This window comes from Sphingobium sp. S6 (genome assembly GCF_905120495.1).
Taxonomy (GTDB): Bacteria; Pseudomonadota; Alphaproteobacteria; order Sphingomonadales; family Sphingomonadaceae; genus Sphingobium; species Sphingobium agri.
On record NZ_CAJHOG010000003.1, the window covers coordinates 379,270 to 400,294 of the forward strand.

At 63.8% G+C, this 21,025-nt stretch carries 19 protein-coding genes; 5 read left to right on the plus strand and 14 right to left on the minus strand.

The window, feature by feature from the left end:
• Positions 1 to 32: 32 nt before the first annotated feature.
• On the minus strand, positions 33 to 353 hold the full coding sequence (locus tag SPHS8_RS12525) for a hypothetical protein (RefSeq protein ID WP_201515797.1): 321 nt from the start codon (positions 351 to 353) through the stop codon (positions 33 to 35).
• 38 nt (positions 354 to 391) lie between these two features.
• On the opposite strand from SPHS8_RS12525, the gene SPHS8_RS12530 reads away from it, so the two are divergent.
• Positions 392 to 1,519 (plus strand): serine hydrolase domain-containing protein, encoded by a 1,128-nt coding sequence (locus SPHS8_RS12530; protein WP_201515798.1) that lies wholly within the window; start codon positions 392 to 394, stop codon positions 1,517 to 1,519.
• A 119-nt stretch (positions 1,520 to 1,638) separates the two neighbouring features.
• Here the strand turns inward: SPHS8_RS12530 and SPHS8_RS12535 are convergent, their stop codons facing one another.
• The 3 genes from SPHS8_RS12535 to SPHS8_RS12545 form a co-directional block, all read right to left on the minus strand.
• Positions 1,639 to 1,929 carry a DUF5818 domain-containing protein gene (locus SPHS8_RS12535; RefSeq protein WP_268933197.1) on the minus strand — a complete coding sequence of 97 codons (291 nt, stop codon included), beginning with the start codon at positions 1,927 to 1,929 and terminating at the stop codon, positions 1,639 to 1,641.
• Between the two features lie 6 nt (positions 1,930 to 1,935).
• The gene (locus SPHS8_RS12540) at positions 1,936 to 2,235 is read right to left on the minus strand and encodes a hypothetical protein (RefSeq protein WP_236575129.1); all 300 of its coding nucleotides are present in this window, start codon (positions 2,233 to 2,235) and stop codon (positions 1,936 to 1,938) included.
• A 95-nt stretch (positions 2,236 to 2,330) separates the two neighbouring features.
• Complete coding sequence (locus SPHS8_RS12545) at positions 2,331 to 7,160, minus strand: autotransporter domain-containing protein (protein WP_236575130.1); 4,830 nt, start codon at positions 7,158 to 7,160, stop codon at positions 2,331 to 2,333.
• Between the two features lie 507 nt (positions 7,161 to 7,667).
• Between SPHS8_RS12545 and SPHS8_RS12550 the strand changes: the two genes are divergently transcribed.
• Positions 7,668 to 8,399: a hypothetical protein gene (locus tag SPHS8_RS12550; protein ID WP_141397854.1), complete on the plus strand. Its 732-nt coding sequence runs from the start codon at positions 7,668 to 7,670 to the stop codon at positions 8,397 to 8,399.
• 13 nt (positions 8,400 to 8,412) lie between these two features.
• Here SPHS8_RS12550 and SPHS8_RS12555 read toward each other — a convergent pair whose 3' ends face one another.
• The 5 genes from SPHS8_RS12555 to SPHS8_RS12575 form a co-directional block, all read right to left on the minus strand.
• Positions 8,413 to 9,201, minus strand: a complete 789-nt coding sequence (locus SPHS8_RS12555) for a PhzF family phenazine biosynthesis protein (protein ID WP_201515802.1) — start codon at positions 9,199 to 9,201, stop codon at positions 8,413 to 8,415.
• A 468-nt stretch (positions 9,202 to 9,669) separates the two neighbouring features.
• On the minus strand, positions 9,670 to 10,743 hold the full coding sequence (aroC, locus tag SPHS8_RS12560; RefSeq protein ID WP_201515803.1) for a chorismate synthase: 1,074 nt from the start codon (positions 10,741 to 10,743) through the stop codon (positions 9,670 to 9,672).
• A 22-nt stretch (positions 10,744 to 10,765) separates the two neighbouring features.
• The gene (gene fabI / locus SPHS8_RS12565; RefSeq protein WP_097092482.1) at positions 10,766 to 11,575 is read right to left on the minus strand and encodes an enoyl-ACP reductase FabI; all 810 of its coding nucleotides are present in this window, start codon (positions 11,573 to 11,575) and stop codon (positions 10,766 to 10,768) included.
• Complete coding sequence (locus tag SPHS8_RS12570; protein WP_097092483.1) at positions 11,572 to 12,543, minus strand: YihY/virulence factor BrkB family protein; 972 nt, start codon at positions 12,541 to 12,543, stop codon at positions 11,572 to 11,574. The genes fabI and SPHS8_RS12570 overlap by 4 nt, the downstream gene beginning before the upstream one ends.
• A 15-nt stretch (positions 12,544 to 12,558) precedes the next feature.
• Entirely contained in the window at positions 12,559 to 13,485 is a 927-nt protein-coding gene (locus SPHS8_RS12575) for a DnaJ C-terminal domain-containing protein (RefSeq protein ID WP_201515804.1), read from the minus strand.
• Positions 13,486 to 13,603: 118 nt separating this feature from the next.
• Between SPHS8_RS12575 and pdxH the strand changes: the two genes are divergently transcribed.
• The 3 genes from pdxH to SPHS8_RS12590 all read left to right on the plus strand — a co-directional run bounded on the left by pdxH (position 13,604) and on the right by SPHS8_RS12590 (position 17,129).
• A complete protein-coding gene (gene pdxH, locus SPHS8_RS12580) occupies positions 13,604 to 14,179 on the plus strand; it encodes a pyridoxamine 5'-phosphate oxidase (protein ID WP_201515805.1) in 576 nt (191 codons plus the stop codon).
• A 135-nt stretch (positions 14,180 to 14,314) separates the two neighbouring features.
• Positions 14,315 to 15,646: a dicarboxylate/amino acid:cation symporter gene (locus SPHS8_RS12585; RefSeq protein WP_201515806.1), complete on the plus strand. Its 1,332-nt coding sequence runs from the start codon at positions 14,315 to 14,317 to the stop codon at positions 15,644 to 15,646.
• A gap of 166 nt (positions 15,647 to 15,812) precedes the next feature.
• The gene (locus SPHS8_RS12590; RefSeq protein WP_236575145.1) at positions 15,813 to 17,129 is read left to right on the plus strand and encodes a dicarboxylate/amino acid:cation symporter; all 1,317 of its coding nucleotides are present in this window, start codon (positions 15,813 to 15,815) and stop codon (positions 17,127 to 17,129) included.
• Here the strand turns inward: SPHS8_RS12590 and SPHS8_RS12595 are convergent.
• The 5 genes from SPHS8_RS12595 to SPHS8_RS12615 all read right to left on the minus strand — a co-directional run bounded on the left by SPHS8_RS12595 (position 17,092) and on the right by SPHS8_RS12615 (position 21,014).
• Positions 17,092 to 17,661, minus strand: a complete 570-nt coding sequence (locus SPHS8_RS12595; protein WP_201515807.1) for an NADPH-dependent FMN reductase — start codon at positions 17,659 to 17,661, stop codon at positions 17,092 to 17,094. The genes SPHS8_RS12590 and SPHS8_RS12595 overlap by 38 nt on opposite strands.
• A 233-nt stretch (positions 17,662 to 17,894) precedes the next feature.
• Positions 17,895 to 18,077 carry a hypothetical protein gene (locus tag SPHS8_RS12600; RefSeq protein WP_021245469.1) on the minus strand — a complete coding sequence of 61 codons (183 nt, stop codon included), beginning with the start codon at positions 18,075 to 18,077 and terminating at the stop codon, positions 17,895 to 17,897.
• Between the two features lie 5 nt (positions 18,078 to 18,082).
• Positions 18,083 to 19,372, minus strand: coding sequence for an adenylosuccinate synthase (locus tag SPHS8_RS12605; protein WP_201515808.1), 1,290 nt, complete (start codon positions 19,370 to 19,372; stop codon positions 18,083 to 18,085).
• A 131-nt stretch (positions 19,373 to 19,503) separates the two neighbouring features.
• Positions 19,504 to 20,631, minus strand: coding sequence for an ATP phosphoribosyltransferase regulatory subunit (locus SPHS8_RS12610; RefSeq protein ID WP_201515809.1), 1,128 nt, complete (start codon positions 20,629 to 20,631; stop codon positions 19,504 to 19,506).
• Positions 20,628 to 21,014 (minus strand): endonuclease domain-containing protein, encoded by a 387-nt coding sequence (locus SPHS8_RS12615; protein ID WP_201515810.1) that lies wholly within the window; start codon positions 21,012 to 21,014, stop codon positions 20,628 to 20,630. The genes SPHS8_RS12610 and SPHS8_RS12615 overlap by 4 nt, the downstream gene beginning before the upstream one ends.
• Between the last annotated feature and the right edge of the window lie 11 nt (positions 21,015 to 21,025).

The window sequence follows — 21,025 nt, forward strand, 5'->3', positions numbered from 1 at the left end:
TTTGCCTCTGCGCGCTCTGCGCCTCGGCGCGATCAGTCCAGCGGGTCGAGCAGGCAGCCCCAGCCCTTCCGGTAGCGTGCCGTGCGGGAGGCGAGAAGCGGGACGCTGGCTTCGACGCTGCGCGATTCGGGGTCGTCGGAGATGGTGACGAAGGTCATGCCGGGTTCCTTGTCATGCCTGCAGCTGTCCATGCCGCGCCCCTCCACATAACGGCAGGAGCAGGTGATCCGTGCGCCATAACCCGCGCCCACGGCGGCGCGGGCGCGCATGCCGCTCCAGTTCCACGCCAGCAGCAGGACGAGCAGCACTGCAATGGCGGCGAGCGCATAAATCCATTTCGGGCGTGCGGACATGCTCCCCTTTCCGATGAGCCGTGCTAAGGGCGCGGCTTATGAAGCTCGAGCGGAAAAGCGTAAAGCCTGTTGGCATCGGCATCGCCATTTTGTCTCTGCTGGCGCTTGCTGGCGGACTGGCGGTGCGCGCGGCGGACCCGGCGCCCGGCTATCAGGTGACGGCGCCTTCGGGGGTGAGCGAAGCGGACCTGCGCGCGGCGATCGATCCGCTGTTTGAGGGCGAGGAGGATGTCGGCGAGACGCGGGCACTGATCGTCATGCACCAGGGCGAGATTATCGCGGAACGCTATGCGCCCGGGTTCGGGCCGGAGACGAAACTGCTCGGCTGGTCGATGGGCAAGAGCGTGACGGCGGTGCTGGTCGGGTTGATGGTCGCGGATGGACGGCTGGCGCTCGATTCGCCTGTGCCGGTCGCGGCGTGGGGCCAGCCGGGCGATCCGCGCGGGCGAATCACGCTGCGGCAACTGCTCGCCATGACGTCAGGGCTGGACCATGTAGAGGACGATGAGCCGCTGGCGCAGGCCGACACGGTGCGCATGCTGTTCACCGACGGCGCACAGGACATGAGCGGCTTTGCCGAGGCCAAGCCGCTCGCCCATGCGCCGGGGTCGCGCTTTTCCTATTCGACCGGCAACACGCTGATCCTCGGCGACCTGATGGCGCGGATGCTGACGAGCAATCCCGATCCCGATGCGCGGCGGCAGGCGATGCAGACCTTTATCGACGGGCGGCTTAAGATCCCGGCAGGGATCAGGAGCCTGACGGTGGAATATGACGCGGCGGGCACGATGATCGGCGGCAGCTTCCTGCACATGACCGCGCGCGATTATGCGCGTTTTGGCGAACTGCTGCGCAACCATGGGCGGGGCCCCAATGGACATCAGATCGTACCGGAGAAGTGGGTCGATTTCATGCGGACCCCCTCTCCCCGCAATCCCGCCTATGGCGCGCATCTCTGGCTGAACCGGGAGAGCGACGAGAGCGCACTGATGCCGGGAGACGCGCCGCGCAGCCTGTTCGGCTGTGTGGGGCACGGCGGGCAATATATATTGGTGTCGCCGGGGCAGTCATTGACGGTGGTGCGGATTGGAGCATCACCGGATAAGGAACAACGCGCAGCGCTCAAGCAGGGGCTGGCGAGATTGATGCGGCTGTTTCCGGCCTGAGGTTTAGACGGGGACGGGTGCCGCTATATTCTGACGGCCGGAGCGGCACTGCGGCCTGAAAGGCAAGTGAGGGGCCTCGACAAGCTCAGCCCGAACGGGGTGGCCGAAAGTCGGCTAATTTAGGTCGATGCGCGAGTGGTCGAAGGTCGAATCAGGCCAAAGTGGCCGAGCAGTTGCCGCCATCGGCGAAGCGGTTGCTTTATAGGCGGGTCGATCGGCGATATGCGGTGCACGTCCAGCAGGTCGAAGCCCGACCGCCTTCCTTCGACCTTCACTCGCATTCCCAGATAGCGCCGGGCAGATCGAGGCGCGTCCAGCTGCCAGATGCCACCGCCATCCGTTTCCAACGCACAGCCCCATCGGCCCGGGCGCAATATTCCGGTTTCCACATGACATAGGCCTCTAGGCATCCGGGTTCATCCCGGAAGCCGATGGCGGCGCAGTTCGGCAGTGCCATCTAAGGCTGACAGGCGATCGAAGATGGCGCGCTTGAGCAGCGGCGACGCGTGGATGAGATGTTGAAGTTCGCGGATCGCGCCATCGATCACGCCCTTGTCATAGTCACTGACTGCGGTGCGGCGCGTGGATGGCGGCGTCGGATCGACGAAGAAGCATATGCTGTCCTGTTCGCCCGCCAAAAGCTCTACATGATGCTGCCTGAGCCGATCGATCAGCATGTCGGCGACATATTGTTCCCATTTCATATCCGTGCCCATCTTTCCAACGCTGGAGGTCCGTCCCGCACTCAACAGGTGAGCCCAAAAAAAGGGCGCGCCGAAATCGACGCGCCCAGTGCATGAGGAGAGTTGGATCAGAAACCGAAGCTGATACCGCCGCGGATCTGAGCCAGGCTGTTGTGCCCGCCGAAGCCGTAGCCACCGGACAGGAACAGGTTGACGCGCTTGTTCACAGAAGCGTCGATACCCAGTTCGATCAAGCCATGACCATCGGGGTCGACGCCCTTCAGGTTGAAGGCGTTGCCGCCGCCCACATATTGGACGGTGCGGTCGCTGCCGATGTTGCCCTGGAAGCTGTACTGCACCTTGGCATAGGGGCGGTATGCGACGCCTTCGACGTCGCCCAGCAGGGCACCCGCCTTCACACCGATGATCGGCGAGAAGACCGTCTTCGACGCATCATCCACACGCAGACCGATGCCTGCGCCACCTTCTTCGGTGAAGCCGTTCATCGACCAGCGGCGCAGAGCCAGCTTACCATAGGGTGTCACGACCAAACCGTTGCCAGCCGCGAAGTCATAACCCAGTTCCAGGCTGGCATCCCATTGCGAGCCCTTGAAGTCGCCTTCGATGGTGCGGGCAAGCAAGGTCAGGTCGCGTTCGACTTCGAACTTCGAGAAGCCGTAAGCGAACTGGAAGCTGCCGTAGAAGGGACCAAAGCCCTGTGTCGCATAGGCACCGATGGTGTAGGTGCGGACCTGCGCTTCTTCCGGCGAACCCTTGGCCGACACGTCATGCTGACCATAGCCGAAGCCGATGCCGAAGGCGCCGTCTTCCTGATAAGCGACGTCGATACCGAAGGCGCCACCATAGCTGTTGGTCTTGATCTTCGACGCGCCCGAGCGGGTGCCGCCCGTCTTGGCGAAGTTGGCCGAGGGGTTGAACCAGATCTGGGTGCCCAGAGCCTCTCCATAACCGCGACGCGCCGCGAGACGGCTTACCGTGGTGTTGAAGACGGCGTTCTGATCCACCGCAGCAAGCGAACCGTAGATCTCCGCCGAGGAAAGCTCGTTGAAGACCTGCGCCGCCTGTGCGCTGTTGAGGCGCCAGTCGAGGCCAGCCGCGATATTCGCGATGTCCTGCGCATTGGCGATCTCGGTCGCGGTGGCAAAGCCGTTGCCGCCAGCAGCGTCCGTGTTCACACGGGCGATGACGTCGGCAAGCGCGCTGTCCAGACCCACAGCCGCAGCAGCCGCGTTGCGGTTGGTCGCGCCAACAGCATAGCTGTTGCGGGTCGCTTCGATCGACACGGTCTTGGCAGCCGTGTCATGCGTCAGGCCGAAGGTCACGAACTGCGAGTTCAGCGACGAGGTAGCCGTTGCCGTGACATCACCCGTACCCGTGTAGGTGAACAGCGTGTAGCCGTCGCCCGTGGAATAGAGGCTGTCCTTCGACACGGTCACCGCGACCTTGCCAGCGAGGTTCAGGTTCCCGTCCACCGTGACGGATGACGGGGTCGAGAAGACACCGGCATTTTCCGGAGTGGTGAAGTAGGGAATGCCCACGCCGCCAGTGATCGGGCCCAGAACTTCCGGAGCCGTGCCGCCATTGGCAATGGTGAGGCCGTTGCGGATCAGCGAAGGATTGACGCCCACCACCGTCGTGCCGGTGGCACTTTGGGTGTAGTTGCCCTGCTGATAGACTTCGATGCCCTTGATCGCTTCCGGACCCGAACTGACGATGCTGTTGCCGACCGTGCGGATGACGGTGGGCTCGCGACGGCCGATGACCAGGGTCGCATCATTGTTGATGTTGCCCTTGATCCCGAAGACCGCATCGTCCGAAGCCGTGCCCAGCTGAAGCTCGCCAGCCTGCACGTTGAGGTTGCCGACGTCCATCGTCCAGGCAGCAGGCGTGGAGCCTTCAGCCGGGACATATTCGGCACCCGTCACGACGAAGGTGCCAGCACCGGTCTTGTTGACGGTGTTGACGCCAAGCACGCGAACCGCAGTCGGGCCGAACAGGCCTTCAGCATCTTCCGGCAGGGTCGCGACCGGCGTGAAGTTGGCCGGGGTGGTAGAACCCGCAAGCTTGAGTTCGCTGGCCCCAAGGAAGCCAGCGCCGGTCAGGTTGACCGTGGTGTTGGTCAGGTAGGCGCCGCTGTCATCGCGCTGGGCGTCGATGTCGCCGAGCGTGACCGAGCCGTTGTTGAGGTTGATCGTGGCGTTGATGTCAGCCGTCTTGACGGCAGCTTCGCCACCGACAGTCAGGTTGAATGCAGCCGGATCGACCTGCGACGGATCAAGCGGAACTCCTGCGCCCGAGACCAGCGATGACAGTGCAGAAGCAACATCGTCCTGCGTCGAAACCGCGCCGGTGACGTTGAAACCGCCCGAAACGCCGTTCTGATCGACGGTGTAGGTCTGTGCAGCCGGAGCGGCGGTGACGGTGACGGCCGTCGTATTGACGGTCGCATCGACAGTGGCCGTGCCGCTGAACGCCGACCCGCCGAGCGTCGTGGTGCCCGTCAGGATCCCGTTGTTCGTGACAGTACCGGTGATGCCTTCCAGTTCTACGTCACCGAACGCGATACCGCTGTTGGTGAAGCTGGCGTTGCCGCCGACCGGAGCCGCCGTGATGCTTGCCGCGATGGTGCGCGTGCCAGCATTGGTCGGGTTGGTGTCGGTGATCGTCGCCGTGCCGCCCTGATCTAGCGCGGAAACGCTGAAGACATTGCCTGCGCCCAGCGTACCGAGCGAGCCATTGTTGACGAGCGAGGCAGAGGTGAGGCCTTCAACATCGACATCGCCAAGGACGGTGCCGTTGTTCGTGACCGAAGCCGCCGCGCCGACTGGCTGACCAGTGAGCGTCGCCGCGACGCTGACGGGAGTGAAGCCGTCCGCCGCATAGGTGGTGACGGCTTCTTCGCTACCGCTGAAGCCAAGGCTGCTGGCGGAGAGGCTGCCGTTTCCGAAGCTGCCATCGCCGATGACGCTGCCTTCGCCGATGATGATCGACGCGCCGCCCAGGCCCGAAGCGAAGACATCGCCCGCAACGCTGGGCACGCCCTGCTGCGAGGGAGCATCCACGACGACCGAAGCCTGACCGCCTGCGGAGGTGAAGCTGCTGCTGTCACTGCTGGTGGTCAGCGTATCGATCCCGCTAGCGACGGTGTAATTGTCAACGCTCTCGCTGTTAAAGAGGTCGGTGCCGGACGAGGCGAAGACCGATCCACCCACCGATCCGGTGATGTTGGCGCTCGCATTGCCGAAAGCCGAAACGACGGTGCCGTCGCCATCGATTCGCCCTGCGTTGTTAAGCGTTGCATTGCCAGCAACAGCGGGAGCTGCTTGCGTCGAGGTGGTGGTGAAAGTGGCCGTGCCATCTCCAGCGGCGTCTACCGTGCGCGTTGTGGAGGCGGTGGATGCCACATCAGCAGGCGTGAAAACGGCAGGTCCCGTCTGCACGGTGCTGACAGAGACGTTGCCGCCAACGGACGCGTCCGCGCCGATGTCGGCAGATGCCGCAGCGCCACCCGAGACATTCACGCTGCCGCCCACATTGGCCGCACCCTGAAGCGCCACGGAAGCTGCGCCGCCGGTCTGGCTCTGGGTGAACTGCGTGCTCGCGGACGAACTGGTCCCCTGCAGGACGCCAGCATCGTAGCTATCGGTGTTTTCCGAATTGGTCGTCACATTGATGGCGAAACCCTGGCCGGTCGAGCTGACATTGCCGGAGATCTGGCCGCCATTGACGTTCACCACGCTGCCAGCGTTGCCGAAGGACGTCACATCGCCATTGCGGCTGGAATCGCCAGGAGCAACCGTGCCGCTGACGTTGACGGTGCTGGTGCCGCCGGTGGAGGCGAAATCAGTGGTGTCGACGCTGGTGGCGACCACCGTGCCGGTGCCCGCGCCATCGCGAGAGTCGGTTGCAACGTCCGTGCTGGCAGTGGCGGATGCTATGCCCTGCGCCGTGGACGACACATCGCCATAGACACTGCCGCTGACGGTGGCCGTGCTGTTGGCGGCGGAGAACTGGCTGACGCTGCCGTCATTGCCGGTGCCGAAGTTCAACGAGCCGTTGATGCCTGCATAGGTGCCAGTGACATCGCCGCCGATGGTCTCGCTCGAGCTGCTCGACTGCGTGGTCGTGGTCGTTCCCGAGACCGTCACCGTGGGTCCAGTGCTGGTCGAGACCGTGCTGCCGCTTGAAGCGGTGGTTTGACCCAGGACCTGGCCATTGTTCCCGACGGTGATCGCGCCTGTGCCCGAAGCAGCATCGACGTCGCCGCTGATGCGCCCTGCGGCGGCGTTGGTGATCGAGATCGTGCCATCCGTGGTCGAGGCAAAGGCATCGCCGCCGACCAAGCCGCTGTTGGCCAAAGTGACAGAACCGGTCGTTGCCGCGCCGACCAGGTCGCCATCGACAGAACCGTTGTTGGTGACCGCGACGTTCGCGGTGCCCAGGGCCGAGCCAATGAGGCTGCCGCTCACTTCGCCCGCAGGGCCATTCACCAGCGCCACATCACCATAGGCCGAACCGACGACGTTGCCATCCACAGCAGCATTGTTCGTGATCGAGACTGTGCCGCCGAAGTCTGTTGCGCTGAGGCTGCCTGCTACTTCGCCATTGTTGGTGGCGGTGAAGCTGTTTGCCGCAGCCGTGCTTCCGACGCCGCCAAAGGCAATGCCTGTCACCCGGCCGTCATTGGTCAGCGAAACCGCACCGTCGCCTTCGCCAGCCGCATAGCCGCCCGCGACGAAATCATAGCCGACGGTGCCGCCGGTGATGTCAGCCCCAGCAGCGATCGTGACGTTCAGATCGGGATTGGCAGGCGTCGTGATCGCTGCATCGATGTCGGCGTTCACTGCAGCCGCCGTACCTGCGCCGGTGGGCACATTCACAGCGGCAGGAGCGGCAGAGGCTCCGCTGGCGTTGGCGAGGAGCGCCATCGCCGGCATCGAGGCTGACAGAAGCAGCATCCGATGCAGTTTCGAGTTAGTTCTCATTCGTCTTTCCCCTAGTCATCGTGCAAAGCCGCGAAGCCAAGCGGCGCAGGGGAGAAGGCCCGGGGCGACACCAGCCCGGCCTTTCCGCATCTAAATGCGCGGTGAAAATTCCCCTTCACCCCCTGCACAACGCCAGACGCACTTCGCGTGCGTGTGCGCAACTTGCGCAAACGTCCTATGCGCAATCCCTTTTCTTCGCAACGGCTTTTTGCGGTAGCGCAAACAGAAGCGCAAACGACTCCGAATTTGTGAGCTTTTGTCTCCGCATCGGAGGGATTTGGATGAATTTTCTAGATATTCATGTGCGCAAATTGTATAGATGTTCAATATGCAATTGGCAGGTTTGCAGCGGAAATGTGAAGCCCTCTAGAAACCATTGATAGGAGGCCGGGCGTTTGCGCGGCTGCCGTTTCTATCGAACTGGTCACACCGGTGTGCCCAGAGCAGGCGCGGAACAACATGCCTTTTGACTATGAATGGGATCAGCAGAAAGCGCGCGGGCTGATCAGTTGCCTGATCGAGGAAACCGGCCTTTCCGCGACCGAAGTCGCGCGGCGATCAGGCTTGTCACCATCGACGCTCACTCGGATCTACCCCACGCCATCGGTCGGCTATTCCCTCTCCGCCCGAAGCATCGCCAAACTCAGGGAAGCCTTTCCCGAGCCGTTCGCCATGTGCGAGGCGCGGGGCAGCGTGGCTTCGATCCCGAGCCACAGCCATATGGTGAAGGAACGGCCGCTGCCCTTTGCGATGCCTGGTGATCGATCGATACCCGTCTACGCCGCTTCGCTTCTATTCCCCGACGACGACAGCATATCGGTCGCAAATGACCTGGAAATCTGGGAAGGCGACTTTACGCAGCCGGCTGCCTACATGCCTGCTCCGTTCGGCCGTGGCGACGCCAACCGCTATTTCGCCATCTACATCCCCAGCGAGGCCATGGAGCCACGCTTCCGGGCTGGTGAGCGCGTGATATTGGACAGGATCAAGCCTGCGTCCATCGATACAGATGTGATCGTGCAACTGCGCGACGACGACGAACGGTCCTTATGGACGATCGGCAAGCTGAGCGCCCGGGACCGCAACCTGATCGGCCTGACGCAATATAAGGATCGGGTGACCGCCTCCATTCACCGCAGCAAGGTGCGGCATATCTTTCCCATCATAGCGATGCTCGACGACGAAGCCTGAGGTCAGCGCGGCTCTACAGCAAGAATTGCCCCTCTATTACCGTGCGGCAGGCTCCGGTCAGGGTGACGCGGTCGTCTTTCAGTTGGCAACTCATACTGCCGCCACGTGGTGAGGCTTGAACGGCGCTGAGCTTCGTTTTCCCGAGCCGGGCTGCCCAGAAGGGAGTGAGCAGGCAGTGCGCTGAACCCGTCACGGGGTCCTCGTCCACGCCGCCGCCCGGCACGAAGACGCGGCTGATGATGTCGCTGTCTTCGCCCGGAGCCGTCGCGATGAGCATGATGTCGCCCAGCGCTTTCAGGGCCGCATAGTTGGGCTGGAGCGCGCGGATCGCCGCAGCATCGGGGAAGAGGAAGAGGCTATAGCCGCCGTCGCGCCAATGGGACTCGATGGGGGCGCCGCCTAGCCCGGCGGCAAGGTCAGGCAGCGCTCGTGGCTCCATGTGCCAGGCGGGCAGCGAGAGGGCATAGCCGTCGCGATCCCTTGCCACCGTGAGGACGCCTGCATGCCGGGTGCGGAAGCGAAGCGCGGTGCGGCCGCCCATCAGCACATGGCCGCTCGCGAGGGTAGCGTGGCCACACAGCTTTACCTCGACCGTGGGCGTGAACCAGCGCAGCGCATAATCGGCGTCCGGATCATCAGGCAAGGGAACGGTGAAGGCGGTTTCCGACAGGTTGTTTTCCGCCGCGATCGCCTGAAGCGTCGCATCGTCGAGCCAGCGGCCGAGCGGCATCACAGCGGCCGGATTGCCAGTGAAAGGCGCGTCGGCGAAGGCGTCGACCTGGGTGAAAGGAAGGCTGGTCATGAAGATTGTCCTGGCTGGTGACGCCATGATGGCGGGATGCGGGGCGGGAAGACAGGGCCAGCGGAGACATATTGGTCTGGGTTCGAATATTGGGTGGGGAGCGACGTGGCGTTCGGTGTAGAGGCCCGAGATGCCAGCCTTCGCTGGCATGACGATGAGCAGGGGTGGAGACGATTGCCCGTCAGGCATGTCAAATCGCTGGCGTGGCCGCCGCATTGGGCGATGGAGCCAGCTTTACTGACTTGAGGTACAAACGAAATGGGCCAGCCACTTGCATGGCTGGCCCGTGTTCGCGGCTTGAGGGGACGTTTTGACCGTCAGGCCATGCTCTGCATGGTGACGCTCCCCAGGCTTACGCACTGCCGCTCGCCCTCCCGCGGGCGATCGATGGTGCAATGTTAAAGCAGATTTACTGAGTCGTCTCGCCTTTAGATGGCTTTCAACGGGAAATGCGCTCGGTTCAGCCGGTTAGACGCTGCCACATTGCGCGCGGTGGAGCAGTTTCTGATCGGCCAGCACCAGCGCCATCATGGCTTCCACTACCGGCACGCCGCGAATGCCGACGCAGGGATCGTGACGGCCCTTGGTGATGATGTCCGATGCCTCACCCTCCCGAGTGACGGTTTCCACTGGGATGAGAATCGAGCTGGTCGGCTTGAAGGCGACGCGCAGCTTGACGGGCTGGCCGGTCGAGATGCCTCCCGCGATCCCGCCCGCGTGATTGGCGAGGAAGGCAGGACCATCTTCGCCGGGCCGCATGGGATCGGCATTTTCCTCACCGCGCAGCCGGGCTGCCGCGAAGCCATCGCCGATTTCGACGCCCTTGACCGCGTTGATGCTCATCATGGCGGCGGCCAGTTCGCTGTCGAGCTTGGCATAAAGCGGCGCGCCCCAGCCCGCAGGTACGCCGGAAGCCACGCATTCCACCACGGCCCCCAAGGATGAGCCGTCCTTGCGCGCGTCGTCCACCAGTTGCTCCCACCGCTGTGCAGATTCCCGGTCAGGGCAGAAGAAGGGATTGTTGCCGATCTCCGCAGCGTCGAACCGGGCGTAGTCGATCGCGTCGCCGCCGATTTCGCTGACATAGGCGAAGATGTCGACTTCCGGCAGCACCAGGCGGGCGACAGCGCCAGCCGCGACGCGGGACGCGGTCTCGCGCGCCGACGAACGGCCGCCGCCGCGATAGTCGCGAAATCCATATTTGGCGTCATAGGCATAGTCGGCATGGCCGGGGCGATACGCCTTGGCGACATCCGAATAATCCTTTGACCGCTGGTCGGTATTTTCGATCATCAGGCTGATCGGCGTGCCCGTGGTGCGGCCTTCGAACACGCCCGACAGGATGCGCACTTCGTCAGGCTCACGGCGCTGGGTCGTGAATTTGGAAGTGCCGGGCTTGCGCTTGTCGAGGAAGGGCTGGATGTCGGCTTCGCTCAATGGCAGGCCGGGAGGACAGCCGTCCACGACCGCGCCGATGGCTGGGCCGTGGCTTTCACCCCAGGTGGAAAAGCGGAAGACGCGGCCGAATGTGTTGAAGCTCATGCCCTGCCTTTTGGTCCGCGGATCAGCCCTTGTCGAGTGCGATGTCGGGGGCGTCTTCGGCCTTCATGCCGATGACGTTGTAGCCCGCGTCGACATGGTGAACTTCGCCCGTCACGCCCGACGCGAGGTCGGACAGCAGATAAAGCGCAGCGCCGCCGACATCTTCGATCGTCACGTTGCGGCGGAGCGGGCTGTTCAGCTCGTTCCATTTCATGATGTATCGGAAGTCGCCGATGCCGCTGGCGGCCAATGTCTTGATGGGCCCGGCCGAGATCGCGTTGACGCGGATATTTTCGGGGCCCAAATCCATCGCCAGATATTTGACGCTGGTTTCCAGCGCCGCCTTGGCAACGCCCATGACGTTATAGTGAGGGATGACCTTTTCCGCGCCATAATAGGAAAGGGTGAGCAAGCTGCCGCCCTCCGCCATCAATTCGCGCGCGCGTTTCGCGACGGCGACGAAGCTGTAGGCCGAGATGTTCATCGTCATCAGGAAGTTTTCGAGGCTGGTGTCGACATATTTGCCGCGCAACTCATTCTTGTCGGAAAAGCCGATCGCGTGCACGACGAAGTCGAGCTTGCCCCAGCGCGCCTTCACCTCGTCGAAAGCCGTGTCGAGCTTTGCCATGTCCGACACGTCGCAATCGAGCAGGAAATCCGATCCCAGTTCCTGCGCAAGCGGACGCACGCGCTTTGCCAGCGCTTCGCCCTGATAGGAAAAGGCAAGCTCCGCCCCCTGTGCGCGCAGTGCCTTCGAAATGCCCCATGCAAGCGACTTGTCATTGGCGAGGCCCATGATGAGACCCCGCTTCCCCGCCATCAAGCCCGTCATTCTGATGTCCCGTTCCCTTTGCTGTCTGCGGCGGCCTGCTCCAGTTCCTCTTCGGGAAATTCAGCAAGCGCCGCATTGAGTTCCGCGCCAATTACCACGCCAAGGCCGACGAGGAAGAAAAAAATCAGCGTGATCATCACACCGGCCAGGCTGCCATAGGTGCGATCATAGCCGCCAAGCAGCGAAAGCGTGGGCGGCAGCAGCATGGTGACGCCATACCACCATAAGGCCGTGGCAACCGCGCCGGGCCATTTGGGGAAGCGTTTGTCCTTGTAGGCGCTCGGCGTCAGGGAAAAATAGAGATAGTAGAGGGCAAAGCAGAGGATCAGCATCGGCAGCACGCGGGTGAGGCTGACGATCTGGATCGCCTGGTCGGCAAAGGGCAGGATCTGGTGCAGGAACTGGTCTATGCCGGTGATGATGATCTGAAGCGAGAAGGCGAACATCACGGCAAACACGCTGACCAGGGTGATGCCGATGGCGGTCAGGCGGTAATGCCAGAAGGGGCGCGTGCTTTTCGTGCCATAGGCGCGGCGGAGGATGTCGCGGATCGTTTCGATGAGGCTGCCCACCGTCCAGAGGCCCACGAGGCCGCCGAGCCAGAGCAGCGGTCCGGTGCGGGCGTTGAGAACGTCGATGATCGGTTGCTTGACGACGCTCGCGACGCCGGGCGGCACCGTTTCGAGAAATGCGCCCACTGCCGCGAGCCCGTCCTGCGACCGGCCGAAGATGCTGGCAACCGCCGCCGCCACGATGAAGAAGGGGAACAGCGTCATCAGCGAGAGATAGGCAAGGTTGCCCGCATGGATGAAGCCGTCGCTGTAGGTGCCGACGGCCACGCGCTTCATGATTTCGAAGGCGTGGCTGCCGGGACGGACCTTCGCCATGCCGCGGTCGAAGCGGGCACGGGCGTCATGGGCAAGCTTTTTACGACGCGATTCAGGCGAATAGGGTGAAGGCTGCGGCATCCCTCCCCTAACGCCCTAGACGCCGAGATGGGCGCGAACGGCCCGGCTGTCCTGCCAGCCTTCGACGAAGGACTTGAGCGCCGCATCGTCGCCGGGCAGGTCGATGAGCAGACGGACGAGCTGATCACCCCGCTCGCCGCCCTTGTGCGTGAAGCCCTTGCCGCGCAGACGCAGTGTCTTGCCTGATGTCGTACCAGCCGGGATGCCAAGCATCACGGGGCCATCGACGGTCGGCACCTTCACCTTGCCGCCCTTCACCGCCTCGTCGAGCGAGATGGGAAGATCGAGAATGACATTGTCGCCATCGCGGGTGAAGAAGGGATGCGGTTTGATTTCGATCGTGACGATCGCGTCCCCCGCCCCGGCCGGGCCTGCCTGGCCCTTGCCCGACAGGCGCATCTGCGTGCCGCTTTCGACGCCAGCGGGGAGCTTCAGGTCAATGGTCTTCCCGTCCTGAAGCGTGATGCGCTGCGGGGCGAGCGTGGCGGCGTCGACGAAGGCGACGGCGAGCCGGTAAGCGACGTTCGCGCCCTTCTGCGGCGGCGCGCCCCGGCCGAAACCGCCAAAGCCGCCGCCGCGCTGGCGCGCGCCGCCACCACCGAACAGTCCTTCGAAGATATCGCCGAAGTCCCCGCCCTCGCTGAACTCGAAGCCGCCGCCCGCGCCGGGGCGGCCACGAAAGCCGCCACCATTGCCGCCAAAGCCGAACGGCGCGGTCGGATTGCCGTCGCCGTCTATTTCGCCCCGGTCAAAGCGGGCGCGCTTGTCCTTGTCCGACAGAAGATCGTAGGCGCTGGTGACGGCCGAGAATTTCTCCGCCGCTTGTGGGTTATCCTGGTTCCGGTCGGGGTGAAGCTCCTTGGCGAGCTTGCGGTAGGCCGACTTGATCTCTGCCTCGCTCGCGCCGCGCGCGACGCCAAGTGTGGAGTAGGGATCCGCCATTGCCGATTGTCTATCCTTGTTCGTGAAAGCTGATTTGCAGCATATGTGGCGAAACTGTCACGATCGTTCAAGCGGCGCGACCATCGACATCGGCCAAATCGAGCCCTAGACCAGCGGCATGACCGATCCCTTCACCCTGTTCGACCAATGGTATGGCGAGGCCCGCGAGGCCGAGATCAACGACAGCAACGCGATGGCGGTGGCGACCGCCGACGCGCGCGGGCGGCCTTCGGTGCGGATGGTGCTGCTGAAAGGGCACGGGCCGGACGGCTTTGTCTTCTACACCAATTTCGAAGGGCGCAAGGCCGAGGAGTTGCTTGCCAATCCGCATGCGGCCCTGCTGTTCCATTGGAAAAGCCTGCGGCGGCAGATCCGGATCGAAGGGCCGGTGGAAACGGTGGAAGAAGCCGCCGCCGACGCCTATTTCGCGACGCGCAGCCGCGACAGCCAGCTGGGCGCATGGGCTTCGGACCAGTCACGTCCGCTGCCCTCGCGCGATGTCTTCATGAGCCGCTATGCCGATGCCGTCGCCCGGTTCGAGGGCGGGCCGGTCCCTCGCCCGCCACACTGGTCGGGATTTCGCGTCGTGCCGCAGCGCATCGAGTTCTGGCAAGACCGCGAACATCGCCTGCATGAGCGGCGTTTGTTCGTCCGCGATGGAGAGGGATGGAGCGAGGGGCTGCTATATCCTTGAAACGAACATCCCCCCTCCCCGAGAAGATCAGGGCCTTGCCTTGGGCGAGGAAAGCGGGGCTCCGTTCGTTCAAAAGGTTAGGCGTCCGGGCGGGCGCTTGCTAGATGTGCGGCCAGCACGGCAAAGAGGGACTGCATGCGGAATAGACTGACGGCCTTCATCCTTGCCGGCATGATCCTGGGCGTGGCGACAGGCTTCGCCGCCAATCTGTGGGTCGGCGGCGACAAGGCATTGGCGAAGGACGTCGCGGGCTATTTCCACCTGTTGGCCGACATATTCCTGCACCTGATCAAGATGATTATTGCGCCGCTGGTGTTTTCCACGCTGGTCGCGGGCATCGCCCATATGGGGGACAGCGCGGCGCTGGGGCGGATCGGCGGGCGTGCTCTTGCCTGGTTCATCATCGCGAGCCTGATCTCGCTGACGCTCGGCCTTATCTTCGTCAATTTCTTCGCGCCGGGCGAAGGATTGAACTTGGTTCGATCCGGCGCCGAGTCGGGCGTCAACACCGAAGCGCTCAATTTCAGGGATTTCGTGCTGCACGTGTTCCCCACCTCCATGGTGGGGGCGATGGCGGAAAATTCGATCCTGCAGATCGTCGTCTTTTCCCTGTTCATCGGTGTCGCGCTGACGGCGATCGGAGAGAAGGGCAAGCCGATCATCACCGTCATCGAGGCGATGGTCGAATTGATGCTGCAGGTGACCAGCTATGTGATGCGGGTGGCGCCCCTCGCCGTGTTCGGCGCGCTGGCTTCCGCGATCACGACCGAGGGGCTGGGCGTTCTCAAGACCTTCGGCGAACTGGTCGGCGAATTCTATTTGTCGTTGCTGGCGCTATGGGTGCTGCTGTGCTGCGCGGGCGCGATCTTCCTCGGGCGGCGGATGATCAAGCTGCTCAAATATGTGCGCGAGCCACTGCTCCTCGCCTTCTCGACCGCATCGTCCGAAGCAGCCTATCCCAAGATGCTGGAGCAGCTGGACCGTTTCGGCGTGCCCCGGCGCATCTACAGCTTCGTCCTGCCGCTCGGCTATTCGTTCAACCTGGACGGGTCGATGATGTATTCGACCTTCGCGACGATCTTCATCGCACAGGCCTATGGCATCGATCTGCCGATCGCGACGCAGATCACCATCCTGCTGGTGCTGATGGTGACCAGCAAGGGCATCGCGGCCGTCCCGCGCGCTTCGCTGGTCGTAGTGGCGGCAACGCTGGGACAGTTCGACCTTCCGGTCGAGGGAATCGCCTTCATCCTGGCGGTGGACCACTTCATGGACATGGGCCGCACCGCGACCAACGTGCTGGGCAACGCCATCGCAACGTCGGTCATCACCAAATGGGAAGGCATGCTGGAAGTCGAGGAGCCGGACTATGTTCCGCATCCCAAGGCGCCAGCCCATACACCGGCGCACGGTCGTGCCGGGCTGGAGCTGGCGCCGGACATGGTAGAAGAGGACCATCGGCGATGAGCCTTGGAAGGCCGCGCAACTGACGGATTGAGCCACGGGGAGCCTCATCCCCGACCTATGGCAACAGGACGACTTATCGCCCGGCACATCGCCGCAGGGCTGCGCAGCCTGCAACATTACGCTGCGTCAACGGTTCTTGGTGCATGCGCATCCTGGCAAGCATGAGATGACGATAGCGGGCAGACGAGCCCTGTCACTTCAGTGGCAGATGCTGGCCGGATTCCTGATCGGACTGATCCTGGGACTGATCGTCCATGCCAGCGCGCCTGAAGCGGCCTGGGTCGATCAAGTCACCACCTATGTCACTGGGCCGATTGGCCAACTGTTCCTGCGACTGCTGTTCATGCTGGTGATCCCGCTGCTGGTGTCCGCTCTGATCGTAGGCATCGCCGAGATGGGCGAGATGCGCACGCTGCGCCGGGTGGGGATCAAGACCCTGCTCTACACGCTGCTGGTATCGAGCATCGCCGTCGTCATCAGCCTGGCCGCCGTCAACATCCTGCGCCCTGGCGACGGGGTCGATCCTGTTCAGGCGCGAGCGATGCTGGACGATGCCGGCGCGGGCGCCCGCGCCATCCTGGCCCGGGGCGGAGAAGCACCTCACGGGATGGACGCCCTGATCGCCATGGTGCCGGACAACATCGTCAAGGCGATGGCGAACAACGACATATTGGCGGTGATGGTCTTTGCCCTTTTCTTCGGCATAGGCCTGGTGCTGGTTCGAACGGAACAGAGCCGCTTGCTGCTATCGGCGATGGAGGGGTTGTTCGAAGTCACCATGCGGCTAATGGGATTGGTCATTCGGCTGGCGCCCGTCGCCATCACATGCTTCATGTTCAACCTGGCGGCGCAATTCGGATGGGAATTGCTGGAACGGCTGTCCGCCTATGTCGGCGTCGTCGTGCTGGCACTGCTGTTTCAAATGGTCGTCGTCTATTCGCTGCTGCTCGCCATTTTCGCACGACGATCGCCGATCGCCTTTTTCGCAGGGGCGCAGGAGGCGATGGTGATGGCCTTCGCCACAGCATCGTCCAACGCGACGCTGCCCACCGCGATTCGCGTGGCCGAGGAACAACTGCGCCTGCCCCGCCGGATCGCGCGGTTCGTTCTTACGATCGGTGCGACGGCAAACCAGAACGGCACGGCCATGTTCGAGGGGATCACCGTCTTGTTCCTCGCCCAGTTCTTCGGCATCGAACTGGACTTGGCCCAGCAGTTGATGGTCATGCTGGTGTGCATATTGGGCGGGGTAGGAACGGCGGGTGTGCCAGCCGGATCACTGCCCGTGATCGCGTTGATCCTGGGCATGGTGGGCGTGCCGCCAGAGGGGATCGCATTGGTGTTGGGCGTCGATCGGTTGCTCGATATGTGCCGCACCACTCTGAACGTCACCGGCGATCTGGTCGCCGCAGCCGTCATCTCGGCAGGCGAACCGGCAGAAGCGGTCAGCGAGCCGCCTTCGCCGCCTCTGCCCACCAAATGAGACTGTCGGCAAAGCCGTTGAATCCGCGCGCGAGCGCCGCGCCGCCGTCACCTTGCGGCTGGCCCTGCTCGTCAAGCGTTTGGCCGATCTGGCCGACGCTCAGGCGTTCGGGAATGACCGCCATGCCCATGGCGGAGAGCGTCACCGTCCATGCAGCGTGGCTGTTCACCCCGGCATAGCGGCCAGCCGAATAGCTGGCGATGCCTGCCGGGCGCTTGTCGAACTCCTTGAGATAATGATCGACGAGGTTCTTGAGGCCTGGTTGGACGCCGCGATTATATTCGCCCGCGACGAAGACGAAGGCGTCGGCGGCAGTGAGGCGGTCGGCGAGCGCCGCCATGGCAGTGGGCGCTTCGCCGGGCGGATAGTCGCTGTAGCGCTGGTCGAGCAGCGGCAAACCGACCTGCATGGCGTCGATCAGTTCCGCTTTGTGGCCGAGTTGCTGGAATCCGTCGATGAGATAGTCGGCAAGGCGGATGCCCATGCGGCCACGGCGGTAGGAGCCGTAGAGGACGAGGATGTTGAGGGACATGCGGCCATTGTCGCAGACGGTGGAGGCTGCGTCCAGGGTTTGCAGATGGCCTTCGGCAGCGGCCTCCCTCTCCCGTTTACGGGAGAGGGAGGGGCCCGCCGCAAAGCGGTGGGAGGGTGAGGGCTAGCGGGCCACCCTCATCCAACTTCGCCCAGCCCGCACGCTGGCAAGGCTGCGTATCCTTCTCCCGCCAGCGGGAGAAGGAGCAGGCGCGTCTTGTTCCGTTGGCGACCCTAGCGCAGCTTGGCGATGGAGAGGCCGTCCTGCTTGGCGCGAGCTTTTACCGACTCCTCGCTGCGCGTCAGGGCCTTGGCGATCGCCTTCAGCGCCATGCCCTTCTTCGCCAGCGTATGGAGCTTTTGCAGCTCGTCGGCCGTCCAGGGCTGCTTGTGCCGTTCGAAGCGATCGCCTGCCATGCTACTCAGTCCGCGAAAGGATCACGCACGAGGATGGTGTCCTCACGCTCGGGACTGGTGGAGACGAGCGTGACAGGGCAACCGATCAGTTCCTCGATTCGGCGGATATATTTGATCGCCTGGGCCGGGAGGTCGGCCCAGCTGCGCGCGCCCGCCGTTGTGTCCTGCCAACCTTCGATATCCTCGTAGATCGGCTCCGCCTTCGCCTGGTCCTGCGCATGGGCGGGGAGATAGTCGAAGGTCTGGTCGCCGATCTTGTAGCCGACGCAGATCTTGAGCGTGTCGAAGCCATCGAGGACGTCGAGCTTGGTGAGCGCAATGCCGGTGACGCCCGAGACGGCAACCGACTGACGTACCAGCACGGCGTCGAACCAGCCGCAGCGGCGCTTGCGCCCCGTCACGGTGCCGAATTCATGGCCGCGTTCGCCAAGGCGCTGGCCGACGTCATTTTCCTGCTCGGTCGGGAAGGGACCGGAGCCGACCCGGGTGGTGTAGGCCTTGACGATGCCGAGCACGAAGCCCGCGCCGTTCGGGCCAAGGCCGGTGCCGCTCGCCGCCGTGCCCGCGACCGTGTTGGACGAGGTGACGAAGGGATAGGTGCCGTGGTCGATGTCGAGCAAGGTGCCCTGCGCGCCTTCGAACAGGATGCGCTGGCCCGCTGCCTTTGCCTTGTTGAGGGTCAGCCAGACGGGCTTGACGAAGGGCAGGATGAACTGGGCGATGTCGCGGAGGTCCGCCATCAGCGCGTCGCGGTCGATCGGGGCTTCGTTGAAACCGGCGCGCAGGGCGTCGTGGTGTGCGGTCAGGCGGTCAAGCTGAGGACCAAGGTCGTCAAGATGGGCAAGATCGCAGACGCGGATGGCGCGGCGGCCGACCTTGTCCTCATAAGCGGGGCCGATGCCGCGGCGGGTGGTGCCGATCTTGCCCGCGCCCGATGCGTCTTCGCGCAGGCCGTCGAGATCGCGGTGGAAGGGCAGGATCAGCGGGCAGGTTTCGGCGATCTGGAGGCTTTCGGGGGTGATTTCGACGCCCTGCCCCTTCAGCTTCGCGACTTCATCGCGGAAGTGCCAAGGGTCGAGGACGACGCCATTGCCGATGACCGACAGCGTGCCGCGCACGATGCCCGAGGGGAGCAGCGAGAGCTTGTAGACCTTCTCGCCTACGACCAGCGTGTGGCCGGCATTATGGCCGCCCTGGAAGCGGGCAACGACGTCAGCGCGCTCCGACAGCCAGTCGACGATCTTGCCCTTGCCTTCGTCGCCCCATTGAGCGCCGATCACGGTCACATTTGCCACAGATACAGTCCTCCGCCCGCCGCGCGGACCGGCCATGCCCTTCGACGGGACTCGGCATGCCGGTGGGATAAGATGGGCGCTTCACGCCCTATGCGGGGCGCGCGTTAGCCCCGCGCCACCCCGGGGTCAAGTCAGTAGGTGCGCGGCTCGTCGCCATCCAGCCAATGGCTGCAGCGCAGCGCTTCGCCATTTTCTTGCGCCGTGAGGGCGGCAACGGTCTGCCAGCCATCTGCACGAAGTTGCGCGGCGCGACTTTGGTCGTGATGAAGGGGGAGGAACAGGCGCCTCGGACTACCCGCGCCGAAACCGGCATCGATCAGTGGATCAGGGTAGAGCGAGAAGCCCATGGCCGGTTCTTCCGATCCGTCCGCGCGGGTGATGGCGTAGCTGCCACCCCGGCCGATCTCTCCAATGAAGCCTTCCGCGAAGATGGAGAAGCCGAACCAATTCTGATATTCGAAACCATGGCGCTCGGTTGGGTCAAGCGTCAGCGTGATGTCCCAGCCGATCGGCTTGGCGATGGCGCGCAGCCCCGCGATGCGGCTGCTGATCGCGCCGCCTAGCTGGGCGTTGAGCGCTTCGAGCTTTTCCATCGCCGGGTGGAAGGGCCCGGTCGCTTCCATCAGGGAGAGATAGGCGGCGGCGGCGGGGCTGATCGCGGCGAGCGCGCCTGCATCCTTGGCGTCGAGTTCCGCACGGACGGCTTCGATCTCATGCGCTCCGAGCGGGAGCGGACCTGTCGCCAGGCTATCGATCAGGTCCGGCAGGGTAAAATCGATGGTGATGCCGGTCACGCCTGCCGCCTGGAGTGCTTCGATCGCGACATTCACGATCTCGACCGCTGCGGCGACGCTGTCGCTGCCGATGAGTTCGGCGCCGACTTGCAGCCTTTCGCGTTCCGGGCGGAGCTGGTTCGCTTTGAGGCGGATCACGGGACCGCCGTAGGACAGGCGGAGCGGCCGGGGCGCGCTGGCAAGGCGAGTGGCGGCGATGCGGCCGACCTGTGCGGTCATGTCGGGGCGAAGCGCCAGGCTGCGCTGCGAGACCGGATCGATCGCGCGGACGAGGTCCTGCGCGCGCATGGATTTCAAGCGGCTGACCAGCGTTTCTTCAAATTCGGCGAGAGGAGGCATGACGCGCTCATAGCCGTGCGATGCGACCGTATCGAGCACGCGGCGCGCGAGGCGCGCGGAGGCTTCGGCCTGCGGCGGCAGGCGGTCGGACAGTCCTTCTGGGAGGAGGCCGGGAGGGATGCTCATTTAAGCCCTCCCCCCTTGGGGGAGGGTCTGGGAGAGGGGAATCCGCGCAACGCTTGAGCGATCACGCGAAGCACGCCCTCAATATTCCCCATCACATCCGGGTTGCCAAAACGAAGCACGTGATATCCTAGCGATTCCAGAAATTCCGTTCGCCGTGCGTCATAGCGATCTTTGGCGGAATGTGTATCCCCGTCGATCTCGACGATGAGTTTCGACGCCTTGGACGCAAAATCTACAATGTAGGGCGCGATGATCGTTTGCCGGGTGAATTGCTGATTTTCTAAGCGGTTCGCGCGAAGGGCAAGCCACAGTCTCTGTTCGGCGGGAGTTGGATTAGCGCGCATTTGTCTCGCGCGTTCCTTGAGCTTTGGGTCGAGACGCACCGCTCCTCCCC

Bases quoted from the DNA above. Each gene is read 5' to 3' on its own strand.
- SPHS8_RS12545 (WP_236575130.1), bottom strand. From the start codon at position 7,160: ATGCCGGCGATGGCGCTCCTCGCCAACGCCAGCGGAGCCTCTGCCGCT.
- fabI (WP_097092482.1), bottom strand. From the start codon at position 11,575: ATGACGGGCTTGATGGCGGGGAAGCGGGGTCTCATCATGGGCCTCGCC.
- SPHS8_RS12525 (WP_201515797.1), bottom strand. From the start codon at position 353: ATGTCCGCACGCCCGAAATGGATTTATGCGCTCGCCGCCATTGCAGTG.
- SPHS8_RS12575 (WP_201515804.1), bottom strand. From the start codon at position 13,485: ATGGCGGATCCCTACTCCACACTTGGCGTCGCGCGCGGCGCGAGCGAG.
- SPHS8_RS12570 (WP_097092483.1), bottom strand. From the start codon at position 12,543: ATGCCGCAGCCTTCACCCTATTCGCCTGAATCGCGTCGTAAAAAGCTT.
- SPHS8_RS12555 (WP_201515802.1), bottom strand. From the start codon at position 9,201: ATGACCAGCCTTCCTTTCACCCAGGTCGACGCCTTCGCCGACGCGCCT.
- SPHS8_RS12550 (WP_141397854.1), top strand. From the start codon at position 7,668: ATGCCTTTTGACTATGAATGGGATCAGCAGAAAGCGCGCGGGCTGATC.
- SPHS8_RS12600 (WP_021245469.1), bottom strand. From the start codon at position 18,077: ATGGCAGGCGATCGCTTCGAACGGCACAAGCAGCCCTGGACGGCCGAC.
- aroC (WP_201515803.1), bottom strand. From the start codon at position 10,743: ATGAGCTTCAACACATTCGGCCGCGTCTTCCGCTTTTCCACCTGGGGT.
- SPHS8_RS12595 (WP_201515807.1), bottom strand. From the start codon at position 17,661: ATGTCCCTCAACATCCTCGTCCTCTACGGCTCCTACCGCCGTGGCCGC.
- SPHS8_RS12590 (WP_236575145.1), top strand. From the start codon at position 15,813: ATGACGATAGCGGGCAGACGAGCCCTGTCACTTCAGTGGCAGATGCTG.
- SPHS8_RS12610 (WP_201515809.1), bottom strand. From the start codon at position 20,631: ATGAGCATCCCTCCCGGCCTCCTCCCAGAAGGACTGTCCGACCGCCTG.
- SPHS8_RS12585 (WP_201515806.1), top strand. From the start codon at position 14,315: ATGCGGAATAGACTGACGGCCTTCATCCTTGCCGGCATGATCCTGGGC.
- SPHS8_RS12540 (WP_236575129.1), bottom strand. From the start codon at position 2,235: ATGGGCACGGATATGAAATGGGAACAATATGTCGCCGACATGCTGATC.
- pdxH (WP_201515805.1), top strand. From the start codon at position 13,604: ATGACCGATCCCTTCACCCTGTTCGACCAATGGTATGGCGAGGCCCGC.
- SPHS8_RS12530 (WP_201515798.1), top strand. From the start codon at position 392: ATGAAGCTCGAGCGGAAAAGCGTAAAGCCTGTTGGCATCGGCATCGCC.
- SPHS8_RS12535 (WP_268933197.1), bottom strand. From the start codon at position 1,929: ATGCCTAGAGGCCTATGTCATGTGGAAACCGGAATATTGCGCCCGGGC.